At 46.6% G+C, this 20,972-nt stretch carries 17 protein-coding genes; 2 read left to right on the forward strand and 15 right to left on the reverse strand.

Annotation, left to right across the window (positions count from 1 at the left end; genetic code table 11):
* Window positions 1–58: 58 nt before the first annotated feature.
* The 4 genes from DB398_RS13120 to ruvB form a co-directional block, all read right to left on the reverse strand.
* A complete protein-coding gene (locus DB398_RS13120; protein ID WP_108424909.1) occupies window positions 59–1,606 on the reverse strand; it encodes an MFS transporter in 1,548 nt (515 codons plus the stop codon).
* A gap of 133 nt (window positions 1,607–1,739) precedes the next feature.
* Window positions 1,740–2,663: a tRNA epoxyqueuosine(34) reductase QueG gene (gene queG, locus DB398_RS13125; RefSeq protein ID WP_108424910.1), complete on the reverse strand. Its 924-nt coding sequence runs from the start codon at window positions 2,661–2,663 to the stop codon at window positions 1,740–1,742.
* Between the two features lie 6 nt (window positions 2,664–2,669).
* Window positions 2,670–3,017: a GIY-YIG nuclease family protein gene (locus tag DB398_RS13130; protein ID WP_108424911.1), complete on the reverse strand. Its 348-nt coding sequence runs from the start codon at window positions 3,015–3,017 to the stop codon at window positions 2,670–2,672.
* Window positions 3,018–3,145: 128 nt separating this feature from the next.
* Window positions 3,146–4,168 (reverse strand): Holliday junction branch migration DNA helicase RuvB, encoded by a 1,023-nt coding sequence (gene ruvB, locus DB398_RS13135; RefSeq protein ID WP_108424912.1) that lies wholly within the window; start codon window positions 4,166–4,168, stop codon window positions 3,146–3,148.
* Between the two features lie 287 nt (window positions 4,169–4,455).
* On the opposite strand from ruvB, the gene DB398_RS13140 reads away from it, so the two are divergent.
* On the forward strand, window positions 4,456–6,717 hold the full coding sequence (locus DB398_RS13140) for an acyl-CoA dehydrogenase family protein (RefSeq protein ID WP_108424913.1): 2,262 nt from the start codon (window positions 4,456–4,458) through the stop codon (window positions 6,715–6,717).
* 1 nt (window position 6,718) lies between these two features.
* Here the strand turns inward: DB398_RS13140 and DB398_RS13145 are convergent, their stop codons facing one another.
* The 9 genes from DB398_RS13145 to DB398_RS13185 all read right to left on the reverse strand — a co-directional run bounded on the left by DB398_RS13145 (window position 6,719) and on the right by DB398_RS13185 (window position 19,406).
* Window positions 6,719–7,543 carry a GIN domain-containing protein gene (locus DB398_RS13145; RefSeq protein WP_159076435.1) on the reverse strand — a complete coding sequence of 275 codons (825 nt, stop codon included), beginning with the start codon at window positions 7,541–7,543 and terminating at the stop codon, window positions 6,719–6,721.
* 132 nt (window positions 7,544–7,675) lie between these two features.
* Entirely contained in the window at window positions 7,676–9,505 is a 1,830-nt protein-coding gene (locus tag DB398_RS13150; RefSeq protein ID WP_108424915.1) for a cytochrome c oxidase subunit I, read from the reverse strand.
* Between the two features lie 41 nt (window positions 9,506–9,546).
* Window positions 9,547–10,605 carry a cytochrome c oxidase subunit II gene (locus DB398_RS13155; RefSeq protein WP_108424916.1) on the reverse strand — a complete coding sequence of 353 codons (1,059 nt, stop codon included), beginning with the start codon at window positions 10,603–10,605 and terminating at the stop codon, window positions 9,547–9,549.
* Window positions 10,606–10,633: 28 nt separating this feature from the next.
* Window positions 10,634–11,971, reverse strand: coding sequence for a quinol:cytochrome C oxidoreductase (locus DB398_RS13160; RefSeq protein WP_108424917.1), 1,338 nt, complete (start codon window positions 11,969–11,971; stop codon window positions 10,634–10,636).
* Window positions 11,972–11,988: 17 nt separating this feature from the next.
* A complete protein-coding gene (locus DB398_RS13165; protein ID WP_108424918.1) occupies window positions 11,989–12,558 on the reverse strand; it encodes a c-type cytochrome in 570 nt (189 codons plus the stop codon).
* 4 nt (window positions 12,559–12,562) lie between these two features.
* Entirely contained in the window at window positions 12,563–13,090 is a 528-nt protein-coding gene (locus DB398_RS13170) for a DUF3341 domain-containing protein (protein ID WP_108424919.1), read from the reverse strand.
* Between the two features lie 2 nt (window positions 13,091–13,092).
* Window positions 13,093–14,844, reverse strand: coding sequence for an NrfD/PsrC family molybdoenzyme membrane anchor subunit (nrfD, locus tag DB398_RS13175; RefSeq protein ID WP_108424920.1), 1,752 nt, complete (start codon window positions 14,842–14,844; stop codon window positions 13,093–13,095).
* 30 nt (window positions 14,845–14,874) lie between these two features.
* A complete protein-coding gene (locus DB398_RS13180; protein WP_108424921.1) occupies window positions 14,875–18,006 on the reverse strand; it encodes a TAT-variant-translocated molybdopterin oxidoreductase in 3,132 nt (1,043 codons plus the stop codon).
* 32 nt (window positions 18,007–18,038) lie between these two features.
* Window positions 18,039–19,406 (reverse strand): cytochrome c3 family protein, encoded by a 1,368-nt coding sequence (locus tag DB398_RS13185; protein ID WP_108424922.1) that lies wholly within the window; start codon window positions 19,404–19,406, stop codon window positions 18,039–18,041.
* Window positions 19,407–19,641: 235 nt separating this feature from the next.
* On the opposite strand from DB398_RS13185, the gene DB398_RS13190 reads away from it, so the two are divergent.
* A complete protein-coding gene (locus DB398_RS13190; RefSeq protein WP_108424923.1) occupies window positions 19,642–20,016 on the forward strand; it encodes an SPOR domain-containing protein in 375 nt (124 codons plus the stop codon).
* Window positions 20,017–20,078: 62 nt separating this feature from the next.
* Here DB398_RS13190 and DB398_RS13195 read toward each other — a convergent pair whose 3' ends face one another.
* Window positions 20,079–20,513, reverse strand: a complete 435-nt coding sequence (locus DB398_RS13195; RefSeq protein ID WP_108424924.1) for a hypothetical protein — start codon at window positions 20,511–20,513, stop codon at window positions 20,079–20,081.
* A 14-nt stretch (window positions 20,514–20,527) separates the two neighbouring features.
* Entirely contained in the window at window positions 20,528–20,968 is a 441-nt protein-coding gene (locus DB398_RS13200; RefSeq protein WP_108424925.1) for a hypothetical protein, read from the reverse strand.
* Window positions 20,969–20,972 lie beyond the last annotated feature (4 nt).

Raw genomic sequence — 20,972 nt, forward strand, 5'->3', positions numbered from 1 at the left:
ACACCAATTTTGATATAAAATCAAACCTTAAACCGCAATAAAGGTTTTAATACTCTTTCTAAATCTCCGGGATTTCCACATCCAGTTCAGTATCCTTCTTGCTTTTGGGCAGGTTGAGCCGCATGGCCAAAATCGCAGCCACAACAAAACAAGCCCCGGCAAATAGGATGGCGTTCACGGAATTGGCCCCCAAGAGGTTTTTGAAGATCGGACCAAAGGAAATGGTCTGTATGAACATGGGGATCACGATCATCATATTCAAAATCCCCATATATACCCCGCGCCGTTGTTGGGGCACTATTTTGGAGACCATACTGTACGGAATACCCATCATGGCCGCCCAGCCTATACCGAACAACACCATGGGATACAACACATGGACAGGGTCTGAAATCTGTGGAATGGCAAACAAGGCAATGGCCGTACCAACCAAACTTAATGCATAAACTTTTTTACCACCAAAGCGCACTGTCAATGGCACCAAAAGAAGTGCAACAACCGTGGTCACGATATTGTAAGTCAAACTCATTGTTGCCGCTTGGGCAGTCGCTTCGGAAGTATCCATTTCCATGGTCACTCGCAGCAGCGGTGTGATGAATTGCCAATACACAAACAAGGCATACCACTGGAAAAGATAGACAGCAGCTATTCTCCACATGAATTTAGGCATGTCCTTTACAGCATTGCCCACCTCCAGAAAAGGAGACAAAACATCTGCAAACTTTTTGATGGAAGCATTGTCCGTGTTCTTTCTAATCAAACGAAAGAGGTAAGAGAACCAAACGGCACAGATCAATAGTACGATGACCACCCATAGATTAATATCTTCGAACAAGGCTGGGTATTGTTTCCCTATCAAAAAGCCCAATAACAAGGGAAGGGAGAAAAGGATGAACACCACCCCGACTATCTGGACAAATGCAGAGGGTTTGCCTTTGTTAAATTCATTAATGTTTTTTATTTCTTCCTCGCTCGGAGGAATCTCGGGAGTTTTCAATACCGACCACAGAATGGTCGCTATGGATAAAATGGAACCTATGAGAAAAGGATAAAACACCCATTTGGGAATTACGCCTATCACTTCTGGCTCTTCAGCACCAAAAAATTTCTGAAAAAAGACAATCGCCCCAGTCGCCAACAAAATTCCAGCTCCTACGAAGAGACTTTGCATCTGATAGCCCAAACTCAACTGCTCATCTGGAAGTTTATCCCCAACAAAGGCACGATAGGGTTCCATGGCCATATTGTTGCCCACATCCAGAATCCAAAATAATCCCGCAGCAAACCAAAGCGAAGGGCTTTGGGGAAAGGCAAAGAGACAAATGCTTGCCATGATCGCCCCTATCAAAAAGAAAGGTTTTCTACGACCCCATTTAAATGACCACGTTTTGTCCGAAATCGCCCCAACGATTGGCTGGACCACCAATCCGGTTACAGGGCCTGCTATGTTCAGTATGGGCAGCATCTCTTCTTTTGCACCAAGCCAAAGAAAAATAGAGTTCACGGCACTCTGCTGGAGCCCAAAGCTATATTGAATCCCAAGGAACCCAACATTCATATTGAAAATCTGCCAAAAACTCAGTTTGGGTTTTGTTATCTTGATCATGATCGGCTTTCGGTTAGTTTCGCTATCTGGTTTTGAACAAATATCAATTCCTTAAAAAAAGTACCATCAATATAGCATTTTTTCCATCCAAATTATCAAATGGTGTGTTTTTGGCAATTATTAGTTGTGATTTTTATTCTTTGAGGAACTCAATGTTGCGCTTCAGACCTGAAAGTTTGGTCCGCTTTACCGCTGATTTCTGAAATACCTTTTTGAAAACGTCCTCCGTAATCTCCTCCCAATCCTTTTTGGTGAAGGACAACAATTCTGGATGGGGGTCGAACAAAGGTTCCCGATGCGGTTTGGAAAATCGGTTCCAGGGACACACGTCCTGGCAGACATCGCACCCAAACATCCACTCATCAAATTTCCCTTGGAATTCACCTGGGATTTCATTTTTCAGCTCGATGGTGAAATAGGATATGCACTTGCTCCCATCCACCACATAGGGCTCCACGATGGCCTGCGTGGGGCAAGCATCGATGCAAGCGGTGCAGGTACCACAATGATCGGTGACGGGAGTATCGTACTCGAGTTCCAGATCCACAATCAATTCAGCTATAAAATAAAAGGAACCTACTTGCTGCGTCAACAGGTTGCTGTGTTTCCCTATCCAGCCCAAACCACCGCGGGCAGCCCAAGCCTTATCCAGTACAGGTGCGGAATCCACAAAGGCCCTTCCGTGAACTTCCCCAATTTCTTCCTGGATGAAATGCAATAGACTTTTGAGCTTGTCCTTTATCACAAAGTGATAATCCGTTCCGTAGGCATACTTGGAAATCTTATAGGAATCTGGGTTTTGTTGTTCGGACGGAAAGTAATTCAACAACAGGGAAATGACCGATTTGGAACCTTCCACCAATTTTGTGGGGTCGAGACGCTTGTCAAAATGGTTTTCCATATACTGCATCTCCCCATGCCTATTCTGGTTGAGCCATTTTTCCAAACGAGGGGCCTCCTCTTCCAAAAAACCTGCTTTGGAAACACCGCAAGACAAAAAACCGAGGCGCTTGGCTTCGGTCTTGATCATTGAGGTATGTTTGTTCCTATTGTTCATCTGTCATTAGCTGTCAGGCTGAGCGCAGTCGAAGCCCTCTTTAGCTGGATGATATTTAAAATGAGATGCATTTCTACATTCGGAAAGTAATTGCAATCTATCAAAATCTCCCAAAGTCAATGCTTGCTTTTTAGCTTTTGTCCAGCCTTTTACCTTTTTCTCAAAATAAATAGCTTGAAGCACATCATTGAACTCTTGGCAGAATTCCAACTCCACTGGTCTTCGCTTGTAAGTATAGCTACTCTTGTCTTTACCGTATCGATGCTGGTCAAGTCTTTCTGAAATGTCATTGGTTATTCCTGTGTAATAGGAACCATCAGCGCATTTGAGTATGTAAACATAGTAACTGTACATGAAAGCTTATTCTTTAATTAGCTTCGACTGCGCTCAGCCTGACCCATTGCGAACCTTCATGTTTTTGAGGCTTCGACTGCGCTCAGCCTGACATTGGAGCAAATCAAGCAACTTGGTTTCAAATAGAGTCAAAAAAGTCCACCCTGGACACCACCCTTTATTCGACCCAAATGCTTATAGGCCAATTCTGTGACCTCACGACCTCTTGGGGTCCGCATGATGAAGCCTTGTTGGATCAAAAAGGGTTCATAGACTTCTTCAATGGTCTCGGCGCTTTCGGAGACCGCCGTGGCCAAGGTCGTGATCCCCACCGGACCACCTTTGAACTTATCGATGATGGTGGTCAGGATCTTGTTGTCCATCTCATCCAGTCCATGGGCATCCACATTGAGGGCCTTGAGTCCAAACTGTGAGATATCCAAATCGATGTTCCCATTTCCTTTGATCTGGGCAAAATCCCTGACCCTTCGCAGGAGGGCATTGCAAATCCGAGGGGTGCCCCTGCTCCGTCCTGCAATTTCTATGGCCGCTTCTTGGGTGATGGGCACTTTGAGGATTTCCGCACTTCGTTCCACAATGGTGGAGAGCAGTTCCGTGTTGTAGTATTCCAATCGGCTCTGGATCCCGAACCTCGCCCGCATGGGAGCTGTCAGCAATCCGGAACGCGTGGTGGCCCCTATCAAGGTAAACGGGCTCAGATTGATCTGGACGGTCCTGGCATTCGGTCCGGTCTCGATCATGATATCAATCTTATAATCTTCCATGGCCGAGTAGAGGTACTCCTCCACAATGGGGCTGAGCCTATGGATCTCGTCAATGAACAGTACATCGCGTTCGTCGAGGTTGGTGAGCAACCCGGCCAAATCACCCGGCTTGTCGAGGACAGGTCCCGATGTCACTTTGATGCCCACACCCAACTCGTTGGCCAAAATATGTGCCAGTGTGGTCTTTCCCAGACCCGGGGGTCCGTGAAAAAGGGTATGGTCCAATGCCTCTCCCCTGAGGTTGGCGGCCTGCACAAAAACCTTTAGGTTTTCCAATACTTGGGCCTGTCCCGTAAAATCATCGAAAGTGACGGGACGGAGGGCTCTTTCGATATCGAGCTCCTCTTGGGAAAAATTATTGGCCGTTGGATCTAAGTTTTCGTTCATCGCTCAACAAATATAATTGAAAACCCCATCCGCCTGAAACCATTCTTCCTAAAATGAGTTTTGACGGCAATCTTCAAAATCTAAGTCTTACCTTAGTTATCTTAAAAAGCATTCGATTATACACAATTGCACCAATGATCAATTCAAATGTCACATCGAGCGCAGTCGAGATGCCTTTGTCTACCTTTCGACTGCGCTCAAGAGGACAAAGACAAAATTATCAAGCCATTGGTACAATTACAGATATATAACTAAAACAACATTGTTCAGCCCCAATAAAAATTACCATGCACGACATTGATTATTCCCAAGGCATCCTTCAATACATCCCTTTTTTTTATGTGATCTGGTCCGATGACCTGCTGTCCGCTTCCGAAATTTCAGTGGTGATGAAGACCATCGAACAAGATGAATCCTTAAAAGCCAAAGAAAAGGAGCAATTGCTGCTTTGGCTGAATACGGATAATCCTCCCAGCGACGGGGAAATGAAGAATTGGAAACTCACCATTGCAAACTCTGAAGTAAAGCTCATTGAAAGTGAGACCTATCCGTTGACCTCGTTCAGCCAACGATTGACCCAACAACAGAACGGGGCCGGTTTCAACGACCACCTGAAACACATCGAGATCAATCTGGGGATACAGCCCAACCACTACAACCATTTGTTCGATGTGGAGGTAGTGCATGAGAAAACCTCCGATCACTATAACGCAACCATCCTTGACGACATTCTCAAAGGGCCCCATGCCAAAACTGTGGATGGTTTCCGTGATTTTTTGGACCAGCCCATCTTTAGATGGGAAACTCTCCGGAAGAAAGAGGATTTTAGGACCAGAATATTGGAACAGGTGCAGACCTTGGCAAAAAAAGGATATGGTGCCATGGCCTATCCTGCCGAATATGGAGGTACGGGAAATATGCCTGCCTATGCGGCCATTTTTGAACATTTGATGTTCGTTGACGGAAGTTTGGCGGTCAAATTTGGGGTGCAGTTCGGCCTATTTGGAGGAAGCATCCAAAAATTGGGCAGCAAGCGGCACCACGACCAGTACCTGACCGATGCAGGCGCCACAACACTGCTTGGCTGCTTTGCCATGACAGAGACGGGGCACGGTTCCAACGTACGCGGCATCAGGACCACCGCGACCTATGAACCGGCTTCGGATTCCATCGTGATCCAAACCCCAGGAAAGAATGACAACAAGGAATACATCGGGAACGCCTTGCACTCCAAAATGGCCACGGTGTTTGCCCAATTGATCGTGGATGGAAAAAATGAGGGCGTGCATGCCATTCTGGTACCGCTACGCAATGAAAATCATGAGGAACTTGAAGGCATCACCATTGAGGACAATGGTTACAAACTGGGCCTGAACGGAGTGGACAACGGCAAGATATGGTTCAACAATGTAAGGGTCCCTCGTGAAAACTTGCTCAACAAATATGGCGAGATACGTGAAGACGGCACTTATTTTTCGTCCATAAAAAACCCCAACAAACGGTTCTTTACCATGTTGGGCACCTTGGTGGGCGGGCGAATCTGTGTGGCCCGTGGTGCGCTTGGAGGGGCAAAGATGGCACTTTCCATTGCCGTGAAATATGCCTTGAACCGAAGACAGTTCAACGACAGCGTAAAAATCCAGGAGGACCTGATCATGGACTATCCCACCCATCAGATCCGATTGACGCCCTCCATTGCCAGTGCGTATGTGTACCACGTGACCTTGGAAGAGATGATGAAACGTTACAGTGATGACTCCCAACCGGACAAACGAAAGATAGAGACGCAGGTGGCCGGGCTGAAATCGATCATTACCTGGTTTGCGAACGATACCATCCAAGAATGTAGGGAGGCCTGTGGTGGCAAAGGGTACCTGCTGGAGAACCGGATTGCCGACCTCAAGGGCGATGTGGACATCTTCACCACTTTTGAAGGCGACAACACCGTATTGCTCCAATTGGCCGCCAAAGGCGTTCTATCGGATTTTCAGGCGGAGTTCAACAGTGCTGGGTTCACCTCGGTGCTCAAATTGTTGCAGAGCCAACTTTCGGACACTCTGACGGCCATCAACCCCCTATATTCCAACAAAGTGGATGCCGAACACCTGTACAATCCCAAGTTTCACAAGCATGCGTTCAGTTACCGTACCAGAAGGCTGACCTATACGTTGGCCATGCGTATCCGGAACTATATCAAAAAAGGGGTGCCTTCGTACCAAGCCTTCCTTAAAGTACAGACCCATTTGTTGGCTTTGGGAAAAGCCTATAGTGTGGAACTGGCCTATGGGGTGTTCCATGATTTCTGCGAAACGGTTTCCGACGCGGAACACAAAGCATTATTGGAAAAATTGGGCACGCTGTATGCCCTTAACGAAATCCATTCGGATGGCAGATGGTTTTTGGAGCAGGGCTATATTGGCGGGACCAAGTCCAAGGCGATACGGCAACGTGTGGAGCGATTGTCCACCGAACTTCGCCCCCATATTGAGGTATTGGTGGACGGTTTTGGTATTCCGGACCATTGCCTGACCGCGCCTATTGCCCAATAACCTATTCCTGGCGTTTGATCAACTGCGAGGCATCCAAAAAATCGACAATGGTGATCTTTGGGTTTCCGAAGAGGTATACTTTGGAGTTGCCCTTGGTGCTCAGCTCTAAATTTCTAAAGGCATAAATGTAGGCCGATGGATCATTCTCCATGGTCAGTTTTAGGTCGCCCACTTCCATGGTCTCGCCTTTGTAGCGGGAATTCCCCATCAAACGTATCTGGATATTGTCCGATGTGCCCTCAAGGGTCAGGGAGGCATTGCTCTCCAAATCGACCAGACCGGTCTGCCCGACACTGTACACGTAGGCCTCTGCCCTATTTCCCATAGATATGTTGAGGGAGTCCACATCCACATTGAAATTGCCCCGACTGGTCTCTTCCAGGTTGATGTCCATCACCGCTGCCTTTGCTTTGATGTCCAATCGGGTATTGTTGAACCCATCCACGAACAGCTCATCGCTTTCAATTGCATCCTGCGCGACCATGCTACCATCTTTTAGGGTAATGGCCCTGAGTTCAGTATAGTTGACCGTGATATCCAACTGTTTTTTTGCGGTAACGTCGTAATAGGAGCTGATGATCAGGGTACCGTCCTCCACATTGAACTTGAGAATGTCTATCAAGTTGTCATCGGCCTCAATGTCATACCCCGGTCCAAAGGATTTTTTCAGTACAATGTCCAGATTATCGTTCAACACAATGGCATTGAAGGGCGGCAATTCCTCATTCACATGGGTCACGATCCTACTCCCTTTTATCTTTGGCTTTCGCTGGGCGGAGGACAGAAGGGGAAACACGATCAAGAAAAGGACTACTATTTTTTTCACGGTTCTATTTTTAGGACAAATTGTTTTCTAAAGATATTACAATCAAAGCTAACCATTGTATTTCAGACCCTAAGAAACAAAAAACCCATCCAAATAGGACGGGCTTTCTTTATCTTTTGAAATACATCAACACTAGTGGTTGAGTTCTTCTTCGTTTTCCTGAAGCGGCACGTTCTGCGGCACAAAATCCTGTCCGGCAATAATGTACTCTCCATTTTCATAAGTCTTGCTATAGTCGTAGGCCCAACGATATACGTGTGGTATCTCCCCTGGCCAGTTTCCGTGGATGTGTTCCTGTGGAGTGGTCCATTCCAATGTGTTGGAGCTCCATGGGTTCTGAGATCCTTTTTTGCCGTAGAAAATACTGGAAATGAAGTTGTAAATGAATATCAACTGGGCAAAACCAGCGATGATGGCAAATACGGTCATCAATACCTGAACGTTGGTCAACTCATCGAACATGGGGAAAGCCGTGTTCTCATAGTAACGTCTTGGCACTCCCGCCATACCCACAAAGTGCATGGGGAAGAATACGCCATAAGCACAAACTGCCGTGATCCAGAAGTGGACATAACCCAAATTCTTGTTCATCATCCTACCTTGGAACATTTTGGGGAACCAGTGGTATACCCCTGCAAAAAGTCCGTACAAGGCAGAAATACCCATTACCAAGTGGAAGTGGGCCACTACAAAATACGTATCATGAACGTTGATGTCCAAGGTACTGTCACCCAAAATGATACCGGTTAGACCTCCTGTAATGAACGTGGAGACCAAACCGATGGAGAAGAGCATCGCAGGGTTCAACTGCAGATTCCCTTTCCAGAGGGTGGTGATATAGTTGAATGCCTTTACCGCAGATGGTATGGCGATCAAAAGCGTTGTAAATGTAAATACGGAGCCCAAGAACGGGTTCATACCGGAGATGAACATGTGGTGACCCCATACAATTGTTGAAAGGAACGCAATGGCCAAAATGGAGGCCACCATCGCCCTATATCCAAAGATGGGTTTCCTTGCATTGGTGGACATTACTTCGGAAGTAATACCCAACGCAGGCAACAATACGATATATACTTCGGGGTGTCCCAAGAACCAGAACAAGTGTTCATACAGTACGGGAGATCCTCCTTGGTAGTGCAACACTTCTCCTTGGATAAAGATATCCGAAAGGAAGAACGATGTGCCAAAGCTTCTGTCCATGATCAACAGCAAAGCTGCAGAAAGTAGAACAGGGAAAGAAATCACACCGATCACAGCGGTTACGAAGAATGCCCAAATGGTCAATGGCAAGCGGGTCATCGACATCCCTTTGGTACGTAGGTTGATCACCGTTACGATATAGTTCAATGAACCCAAAAGTGATGAGGCGATAAAGATGGCCATGGATACCAACCACAGCGTCATACCGGCACCTGAACCAGGCTGTGCCATAGGCAATGCACTCAAAGGTGGATAAATGGTCCATCCGGCGGCCGCAGGCCCTGCTTCAACGAACAAGGACGTTACCATGATAAGGGATGATAGGAAGAACAACCAGTAGGATACCATGTTCAAGAAACCTGACGCCATATCCCTTGCACCTATCTGCAACGGAATCAATAAGTTACTGAAAGTACCACTCAATCCTGCGGTCAACACAAAGAAAACCATGATGGTACCGTGTATGGTGACCAATGCCAGATAGATATCGGCGTCCATGACACCATCAGGGGCCCATTTTCCCAATACGGCCTCGAAAACAGCGAATGATTGCCCTGGCCATGCCAATTGCATTCTAAACAGCAAAGACATTGCAATACCTATGAATCCCATGATAAGACCGGTGATAAGATATTGCTTGGATATCATCTTATGGTCCTGGCTGAAAATATATTTGGTAATGAAGGTCTCCTTATGATGATGCCCGTGATCGTCGTGTCCGTGATCGTCGTGTCCGTGTTCGTGTCCAGTAGCTGACATAATCTCTTCTAAATTTTGTTATGGTTTTTCCTAGCCTTGTTTTATTGCGCGGGAGTCATGTTCTCCTTAAAAGTCTTCTGCTCCGCCATCCATTTGTTGAACTCCTCCTCAGTTTCAACTATGATCTTCATCTGCATGTTGTAGTGCGATTTACCGCATATCTTGTTACATAGCAATATATAGTCAAATTCCCATGGATCTGAGTTCGGCAAGCCTTCTGCGGCACGTTCTGCCCTGATGGCATTAGTCCTTTTCACTTTGTCCACCACATCTGGGTTGCGACGCATTTCCTCCGTGGTCACGGTAGGTGTGAAGGAAAATTGGGTGATCATCCCGGGAACACAGTTCATCTGTGCCCTAAAGTGTGGCATGTATGCAGAGTGCAACACATCTTGTGAACGCATTTTGAAGTTGACCTTCCTACCTACGGGCAAATGAAGCTCCTTTACGATGACATCGTCCTCACCGTTGGGGTCGGACTCATCGATACCCAACACATTGGCCTTGTTGATGTCGATCAAACGCACATTGGCATCTCCCAATACATTATCATCGCCGGCATAACGTGCCGTCCAGTTAAACTGCTGTGCATAAAGCTCCACAACGATAGGATCGTCCTCATCGTTCACATCCATGATAGTGGTCCAGGTGTAAAGTCCCCAAAGAATCAATCCGGCCAATACAATCACAGGGATGATGGTCCAGATGAACTCCAAACGGTCGTTGTCCGCATAGAAAAGAGCCTTTTTGCCCTCTTGACCCCTGTACTTGTACCCAAAATAGTGCAAAAGTGCCTGGGTAATGGTCTGTACAAAAAAGATGATGGCAAAGGAGACCCACATCAACTGATCATATTCCCCACCATGTTCCGAAGCAGCTTCGGGCAACAACACCTTTGAGTATTTTGCAAAACTAAATATGGTGATCCCATAGATAAAGATCAAGAATGCGAACAAAAGATAACCATTGGTCTTGTTATCGTTGTCGTTTGCTACCTCGGTGTGCTCTGTCCTGAGTTGCGACAATTGAAAAATCTTGGTCATTTGCCAGATTGCAATTGCCACCAGTACCAAAACAGTGAATGTTAATAATGCAGTCATCGTGTATCTATCTAAGACTTAAATCGTATTAATAATGAAAATGTTTGCTTTCCTCAATGAACGGGTTCCTCTTGGGCTGCAATGGTGCCTTGGTCAAAGCCGTGAACACCCAGAACACAAACAGACCTCCAAAGAACAGCAGACCACCGATCTCTGGCAATCCAATGTACCACTGGTCGCCCACAGTAGCTGGCATCACCATATTGAAAATATCCAAATAATGCCCCAATAACACTACAATACCGGCCATCACCACAAACCAGTTGACTCTTTTGTAATCACTGTTCATCAAGACCAACAACGGGAATGCAAAGTTCATCACCAACATGCCAAAGAAGGGCAGTTTGTAGTCTTGAAACCTTGCCACGTAGTAGGTCACCTCTTCCGGAATGTCCGCATACCATATCAACATGAACTGGGCAAACCAAAGATAGGTCCAGAAAATACTGATACCGAACATGAACTTGGCCAAATCGTGGATGTGGCTGTTGTTCACATTTTCCAAATATCCCCTTGACTTCAGGTAGATGGTCACCAATGCAATCACGGTGATTCCCGATACGAACATACTGGCAAACACATACCATCCGAACAAGGTACTGAACCAGTGGGGATCCAAGCTCATGATCCAATCCCATGACATCATGGATTCGGTGACCAGGTAGAATACCAAGAAACCTGCGGACCATCTAAAGTTCTTTATAAAGTTGCTATCGTCATCCGACTCATCTTGGGCCAATGACAATTTTCTTGAATACTGTCGGTAAAAGATCCAACCTCCCAAAAAGATGGCTGCCCTGATCAAGAAAAAAGTAGGGTTCAAGTATCCCGCTTTTCCTTGCAACAGTTCATCATGTGCAACGGTCTCCGCATCCATCCAAACGAAAAGGTGGTTCATATGGAGCACGGAAAGCAACAAAATCACGAAAACAATGATTCCACCGGGAACCAAATAAGCCGTAATGCCTTCCATCACCCTGAACAATATGGGTGACCATCCGGCTTGTGCGGCCCTTTGAATGGCATTGAAGGCCAAAACGCCCAATGCGATCATAAAGAAAAAGAAAGCTGCCACATAGAGTGCAGACCATGGTCTGTTCTGCAACTGGTGCAACAAATGGGTGTCGTGGGAAGCATCGTGTTCTTCTCCGTGTGCGGCAGCTGCGCCATGACCTTGCTCTTCTCCATGTCCTGTGGCTTCTTCTGCATGTCCGCCTCCATGGTCATCACCGTGTGCCGATGCTACCATGGCCTTGGCCTCTTCCACTGTAGATGGTGCCGACACAAAACCGATTCCCAAAAAAAGCAGTCCCGCTGCCATGGCAATGAAAGATCCTATTCTAAGTCTGTTTGAAAAGGTGTACATAGTTTACTCTTATCCAATTATTTTGTTAGGTCTTCCTTTAACTTCATCACATATTCGGACACTTGCCACATCTCCTCTTCGTTGGCGAACTGGGATGCGTAGGAGCCCATGGAGTTCAATCCATAGTAAATGGTGTGGTACGTGGTGCCCACGGTAATGTTCCTTGCCGGATCGGCATAACTGGGAACACCCAATATCTTTTCACGCTTTACCAAATTGCCCTGTCCATCTCCTTTGTCCCCGTGGCAAATGGCGCAGTAGATGGTATACAACTGCATCCCTTTGGCCAAGTTGTCCTCAGTTTTCAAGGAATCCAATGGGCTGGTGTTCAACCTAGCAAGTTCCTTACCTTCTGGGGTGTTTTCGAATTCATAGGGCATGTATCCCCTGGAGATGGTCCCTTCAACGGGAAGCATGGCCTCCGTTCCATCAGGGAACAGACCATTGTCCACGCCTTGATAGGTCTCATACCCGACAGGTTCGTACATATTTGGCATATATTGATAGTTTGGGCTGTTCTTGTCTGCACAGGCAGCAACGAACAGTACCAAGACCAAAGCAACACTTATTTTACCTAAATGCTTCATATTTTTAAGACTCCTTTTCTGTAACTTTTACTTCTACCGCCCCTGTTTCCCACAACAGATCGGCAAGTTCACTTTCATTGTCATGCACTCCGATTTCCATCAAAAAATGGTCGTCAGTGGTACGCTTATCGGGGTTCTCCGCTTTTTTGAAGGGCCACATCCTACTTCTCAGGTAGAAGGTGATCACCATCAAGTGGGCCGCAAAGAAGACCGTTAACTCGAACATGATCGGAACAAAGGCGGGCATGTTCTCCAAATAGCTGAAACTTGGCTTACCACCGATATCCTGGGGCCAATCCTCGATCATGATATAGTTCATCATCACGATGGCCACGGTAAGACCCAAACATCCATACATGAAGGAAGCGATGGCGATACGGGTGCCTTCCAATCCCATGGCCTTGTCCAGACCGTGCACGGGGAACGGGGTATATACTTCCTCTATGTGGTGGTGCGCTGCCCTAACTTTTTTTACGGCATGCATCAATACATCATCATCGTTGTAAAGTGCCTGAATAACTTTTGATGCCATACTTATTTTTTATCGTTTAACAACCTTGCTTGACCTGCCCAATCATCGCGTTGTGCACGACCTGGGAACCTTCCAGTTATCGAATCCAGCAAATCATACTCTCTTTCGGTCATTCTAGCAACCTGGGCATAGGTAAATATGCCTATCTCGTTCAGGGTACGCTCCATTTCGGGGCCCACGCCTTTTATCAATTTCAAATCGTCCGGGGTTTGCGTAGTGGCATCAAATGTACCGATGCTGCTGAGCAGTTCGGAAACACCGATCTTATCGCCCACGGCTGGCTTCACCTCTCCCATCAACACATCATCCGTGATAGGCTCCTCATAGCTCACCACTTTGTTGACACCTTGCGGCATTTGGTACAAAGGTTTTCCGGCGTCACGCAAATTTTTGAATCTTTCTCCTGATGATTTCAGGATGGATTTCACCTCCGCCTGTGCAATCACGGGGAAGGTTCTTGAGTACAATAGGAAGAGTACAAAGAAGAATCCTATCGTTCCGATGAAGATACCGATATCCACAAAGGTTGGGGAGAACATGGTCCAAGAAGATGGAAGGTAATCCCTGTGCAATGAGGTCACGATGATCACAAAACGTTCGAACCACATCCCGATGTTCACCACAATGGAGATGAAGAAGGAGAACATGATGCTGGTACGCAATTTTTTGAACCACATGAACTGGGGAGAGAACACGTTACAGGTCATCATGGACCAGTAGGCCCACCAGTAAGGTCCCGTAGCCCTGTTCAAGAAGGCGTATTGTTCGTATTCCACACCAGAGTACCAAGCAATGAACAGCTCCGTGATATAGGCACACCCCACAATGGAACCGGTGATCATGATCACGATGTTCATCAACTCAATATGCTGAACAGTGATATACGCTTCGAGGTTACATACCTTTCTCATAATAATAAGAAGGGTGTTCACCATGGCAAATCCAGAGAAGATCGCACCCGCAACGAAGTAGGGTGGGAAGATGGTGGTGTGCCATCCTGGGATTACCGATGTGGCAAAGTCAAAGGATACGATGGTGTGTACGGAAAGTACCAGTGGCGTTGCCAAACCGGCCAATACCAAGGAAACTTCCTCAAAACGTTGCCAGTCTTTGGCACGACCTGTCCAACCAAAGCTCAACAGGCTATAAATTTTCTTTTGGAAAGGCTTTACTGCCCTATCACGGATCATGGCGAAATCAGGTAGAAGACCTGTCCACCAGAACACCAAGGATACCGAAAGATAGGTTGATATCGCAAACACGTCCCAAAGCAAGGGCGAGTTAAAGTTGACCCACAAAGAACCGAATTGATTGGGGATGGGCAATACCCAGTAGGCCAACCAAGGACGTCCCATGTGGATGATCGGGAACAATCCAGCCTGTACCACCGAGAAAATGGTCATCGCCTCAGCAGAACGGTTGATCGCCATTCTCCATTTTTGCCTGAACAGCAACAATACGGCCGAGATCAGGGTTCCCGCGTGACCGATACCCACCCACCAAACGAAGTTGGTGATGTCCCAGGCCCAGTTGACGGTTCGGTTAAGACCCCATACCCCGATACCTGTGGAAACGGTATAAATGATACATCCTAGACCCCAAAGGAATGCAACAAGTGCTATGGTGAACACTATCCACCATTGTTTGTTGGCCTTTCCCTCAACTGGACGGGCAATGTCCACGGTTACATCGTGGTATCCTTTGTCTCCAAGTACTAAGGGCTTTCGAATAGGTGCTTCGTAATGCGACGCCATAATTTATCTTCTAATTACTTCTTTTATTGATTAAGCCTCGTTGGTGTTCCTAACCTTGACATGATAGAACACATTGGGTTTGGTCCCGACATGCTCCAACAAGTGGTACATTCTATCGTCCTCTTTCAACTGCGCCACCTTGCTTTCTTTGTCATTGACATCCCCAAACACCATGGCACCACTGCTACATGCAGCGGAACAGGCTGTCTGGAACTCACCATCCTTGATGACACGTCCATCACGTTTGGCATCCAAAATGGTCTTTTGGGTCATTTGGATACACATGGAGCATTTTTCCATGACACCTCTTGAACGCACATTCACATCTGGGTTGATGACCATCTTGCCCAAGTCGTTGTTCATGTTAAAATCGAACTCATCGTTGTTGCTGTAGAGGAACCAGTTGAACCTACGCACTTTGTACGGACAGTTGTTGGCACAATACCTAGTACCCACACAACGGTTATAGGCCATATGGTTCTGTCCTTGCCTACTGTGCGAGGTAGCAGCCACCGGACACACTGTTTCACAGGGTGCGTGGTTACAGTGCTGGCACATTACAGGTTGGAAAGCTACTTGAGGGTTGGCAGATGGGTCTTCCATCTCCCTGAAACCGCCCAAGGAACCTTTTTCTCCCCAAAGACCGTCCATTCCGTCCTTCTTCTCGTTGTCCTGCTCAAAGGTCTCTTCTGAGGAATAATATCTATCGATGCGCAACCAGTGCATATCGCGCGAACGGCGCATCTCCATTTTTCCGACCACAGGAACGTTGTTCTCCGCGTGGCAAGCAATCACACATGCCCCACACCCTGTACAAGCGTTCAGGTCAATGGACAAATTGAAGTGATGTCCAACAGAACGGTCAAACTCGTCCCAAAGATCTGCATCGGGAGAGGTTACCGGGATTTCTTGGTGGTTCAAGGTAACGTGTGGCATCGGGTTCCACTCGGCATGATCTTTTGTATTGAAGATCTCCAAGGTAGTTTCCTTGATGATATCACCCCTACCCATCAATGTTTTTTGGGATTGGATGCATGCAAACTCATGCACTCCGGATACTTTTTCAACGGTCACGGTCTGTACATCGGAAAAATTGGTGTACAGGGCATAGGCATTCACCCCGGTAGCCATTTCGGCTTGCATACCGGCCTTCTTGCCATAACCATAGGAAAGTCCGACCGTACCCACGGCCTGACCAGGCTGGACGATCACAGGAACTTTCTCCAATACTTTTCCATCAACGGTCAATTTTACGTAACCACCGTTGACACCTCCATCGGCCACCATTTCATTATCAACGCCCCATTTCTCGGCATCCGCCTTGGAAACGGTCACGTAGTTGTCCCAAGATACCCTTGAAATTGGATCAGGGAACTCCTGCAACCAAGGGTTGTTGGCCTGGCGACCATCCCCCATACCCACTTTGGAGTACAGTACAAGCTCCGTCCCACCACTAGTGGCATTGACCAAAGAACGTATTGCAGAGGCAATGGGAACAACAGTGGATTCTTCTTCCACGCTTTCAGCATCTGCAGGAGCAGCAGCCGAAGCATCACCTTCCACTGGGGCAGGTGCGGAAGCCACGAACACCCCATCCTGAAGTGCCTTGTTCCACGAACCTCCTTGAAGGATATCCGCATTCCAAGTTTCCTGGATGTAGTCGTAGTATGTTTTTTCAGTGCCCATCCATGTCAACAATGCCGTTTGGAACTGTCTTGTATCGAACAATTCACGGATGGCAGGTTGCATGAGGCTATATTGTCCTTTTTTGAACTGGGCATCTCCCCAAGATTCGAGGTAGTGCGATGCTGCAGCAACATATTGGGAGGCTTGCGCCGTTTCATCATTATTGAAGGCAAAAGCGACCGAAAGGTCCACTTTTTCCAATCCTGACACAAATGCTTCGGAGTTCGGCAAGGTATACACAGGGTTCACACCGTCCATGATCAACGCCCCAACTCGGCCCGCGTTCATATCGGAAACCAATTTGGTCACTTTGGCGGTATTGCCCTGACGCACATATTTTGGATTCTTGGCATCGAATGCCTCACTGGCCAATAGTTTGTTGATGGCCAACACCACTGTCTGCGCATTGGCATCATTGAGTCCTGTGACGACCACAGCTTTGCTGCCCGCTTTCTTGATCTCGGCAGCTACCTTGTCCACAGCCTCATCCACATCGGATGTTCCACCGCCCACATTGCTTCCGTTCAACTTGCCGTACAACTTGGCAAGAGCGATCTTCTGCTGGGTCGGGGTCATGGGGTATCGCTTGTCGGCATTGGCGCCGGTCAAGGACATATTGGATTCCATTTGGATATGTCTGGACATTTTCCCGTTCTTGGGCACACGTCCTTTGGCATATCCACTGTCATAACCCCCTCCTTGCCAATCTCCCAAGAAATCGGCAGCGAAAGAAACGATCAATCCAGCTTTTTCAAAATCATAATCGGCCAAAGCCCTTTCCCCATAAGCCGCTTCATAAGCATTCAGTGCAGCATCTTCGGAAATGGCATCGTAAACCACGTGGTTCACATTCTCTCCGTAAGCCGCCTTGAACTCAGCGATCAATTTATCGGTGGATGGACTGGCATAGGTTTGGGTCAACAGTACAATCTGCTTGTTGGAACCTTTCAAACTGTTGAGCTTTGCTCTAACAGTGGCATCCAACACTTTCCACTCCACGGACTCACCGTTGGCAGATGGACCTTGCAATCTTTTGCTATCGTAAAGGGTCAAAACAGAGGCCTGCACCCTTGCATTGGCTCCTCCATTGACCTTGGCATCCGTATTGTTCTCTATTTTGATGGGCCTTCCCTCCCTGGTCTTCACCAAAATGCTGGCAAAGTCAAAACCATCGGCAATGGTAGTGGCATAGTAATTGGCCACACCGGGCACGATGCGATCGGGTTGCACCACGTAGGGAATAGACTTGCGAACCGGTCCTTCACAGGCAGCCATTGTTGCCGCAGCCGTGCTGAAACCAACATATTTTAGAAAATCCCTACGGTTGGTATTCGATGCGGATAGGTTTTCCTTGTCGCCCAAAAACTCATCAACGGGGATCTGTTCTGTGAATTCATTATGTTTTAGCGCCTCAACAATGGAATCGTTCGGATTGAGCTCCGCTGCACTTTTCCAATATTTTTTGTTTGATGCCATACGATATATCTGAGATTATCTTCTTTTACTTCTTAATAGTGACACTTACCACATTCCAAACCACCCATCATAGCCGCGGTCAACTTATCGACCCCATACTTTTTGGAAAGCTCCTCATGAATGGCTTCGTAATAGGCGTTGCCCTCCACTTTTACATTGGTTTCCCTGTGACAGTTGATACACCAGCCCATGGTCAATGGGGAGAATTGCTCCACTATCTCCATTTCTTCCACCGGACCGTGACAGGTCTGACATTCTATACCAGCAACGGAAACGTGCTGTGAGTGGTTGAAATAGGCAAAATCGGGAAGGTTGTGGATCCTAACCCACTCTACTGGGCGACCCTCACCTGTATATTTTTGGTTTTCCTCATCCCATCCAACGGCCTTGTACAACTTCTTGATCTCCCCTGTGTAGAAATCGTTGGTGTATCCATTGGCGATATCCTCCGCGGATGGCCCTTCTGGATTGCCAGCGTATTGATAGATGGATTTGTGACAGTTCATACACACGTTCAACGAAGGGATTCCAGAGGTTTTGGAAACCCTAGCGGACGAGTGACAGTATTTGCATTCGATTTTGTTGTCCCCGGCATGTATCTTGTGTGAGAAATGAATGGGCTGCACTGGAGCGTACCCTTGGTCCACACCCACTTGCATCATCCATCCGTAAGCGAAATACGCACTGGCCAACAATAGGAAAACAACACTCACCAATACCAAGAACTGGTTTTTGACGAAGGCTTTCCACAAAGGCAAACGCTTTTGCTTTTCTTCTTCCAACACGATACCGTTCGCTTCGGCGATGCGGCGCAAGGTTTTGTTCACCAACACGAGCATGATCACCAAAAGCCCGAAGACCAAGGCCAATGCCCCCAGGATCAATTCATTGGAAATTCCTCCTGAAGTAGACTGTCCACCATCACCACCTCCAGATGGAGTAGCAGCTTTGGCAGGCGTAGCCGCAGGAGCAGCCGTATAGGCCAAAATATCATCAATGTCCTGATTGGACAAAGTTGGGAACGGCGTCATGGCCGCTTGGTTGTATTCCGCGTAGATTTTGTTGGCATAGGCATCACCCGAAGCAATGACCCCCGGACTGTTCTTCACCCATGCATACAACCACTCCCTGTCCAAACCGGCATCATCGGCCAATCTGGTCTCCACATTTGCCAATGCCGGACCGGTCATCTTGCGATCCAAAGCATGACAGGCCGCACAGTTTTGGTTAAAGAGCTGTTTCCCTTTTGCAGCATCCCCGCCCGTATCAGCGGCAACATCGGCAGCAACCTCCTCTGTGGGGGCGGCAGCTTCTTCCTGCGCATAGAATGAAATAGGGGAAAATAGGAGAGATAAACCTAAAGCTTTGGAAAATAGATGGCGGTATAGAACCTTTTTCATATTAACGAAATTTCTATCGAAATCTTTGGCACGATTCTTTCTATTGAGTTTGAGAACTATAGCTTTTTATCCTACCAAAATTGGTCACAAAAGTACGACATACAGTCATTTTTTAAAATGTTAAGGTATTTATAAGAAGTAATTTATAAGGATTCTAAATAATGTCGATTAAGCCAGTTTAAGGCATAAAGATTTACTTTTGCACGTATATCATTGAAAATTATACCCTAATCCCATGAAAACTCCTGTATTTACTGCTATTTTGATAGGTTTGACCTTACAGTTGTCCGCCCAGGAAGGCAAGGTGAACATCCAACAGGATCCACAAATTGATGAATTGGTGAAACTCTATACCGAAGTGAATTCAAAAGCCGGGTATTACCAGATACAGGTCGGTTTCGGTAATTTTCAAAAGGCCCAAAACCTCAAATCACAAGTGGACATCGATTTTCCGGATTGGTATTCCAAAATTGAATTTGAATCGCCCACCTACCGTGTGCGTTTGGGCAGGTTCAAGACCAAATTGGAAGCGGAACGCAAGTATTTGGAAGTACGCAAAAAATATCCGGATGCCATGCTCTTGAAGCCTTCAGTGGAATCCAAATCGTAGCAAGCAAGTCATTCTTCAGACGTAGCATATAGATTCTCAACAACAATACAATTCCAAGGATTTTACTCCGGCAATTCATAAGCACCCTCCAAAAGGTTCGGAGTCAGAACATACTCATAAGTACGTGTGCCAATCTCGGTGAAAATGGTACCCTTGGATATGGTGAATACCCTATAATCCTCTACGAAGCATAATCCTTTTGATTCAACTCCCAATCCAAAACAATGATATCCTAGGTTTGTGTTGAAAATACGGATTTCAAGTTCTCCTGAACAAAGACCACCTTTGTAACCTTCTTCAGAAATCATCTGGCACTGGTATAAATCCCCATCTGGCATTAGTTCTTTCCGATCAAAATCACTTGTTATCCATAGGTCAACACCAGTATTGTTCTTTAAAACAAAGGTATATGTTTGGGAATTAGGACCATCAGGTTCAAGACCGCTACCACATGAAAACATAGCCAACAAGCCAAAGAGTATTGCTGTTCCCTTCATCCACCTTAACCTTTTTACTCTGGTAACTCAAAAGCCCCTTCCAAAAGGTTCGGAGTCAATACATATTCATAAGTACGTGTGCCGATCTCGGTAAAAACAGTTCCCTCAGACTCTAACCTAGTAAACAACCCTTGCCCACCTTCAAAACATAAGCCTTCTACATTTGAGACAGTGCCATGACAACGATAACCTTTGTTGATTTCAGGAAACAAAATGAACAAATAATTTTCACAAATTCCACTGAAGATATTCGAAGGTTTATTGTAACTACACATGAAAGATTCTCCATTCTGAAGCTCCTCAACTCTCTCTGGATAGTCGCCTGTTATTATTACCCTGCCCCCTGTTTCGTTCTTTACTATAAAAGTGTAGGTATAGGTCTCCTCACTCGTATCTTCTATAATTCCGCAGGAAGAAATCACACAAATTATTAAAAACACTAAAGTTTTCTTCATATTT

Origin of the sequence: Flagellimonas amoyensis, assembly GCF_003058265.1 — a bacterium.
In the GTDB taxonomy this organism is placed as follows: Bacteria; Bacteroidota; Bacteroidia; order Flavobacteriales; family Flavobacteriaceae; genus Flagellimonas; species Flagellimonas amoyensis.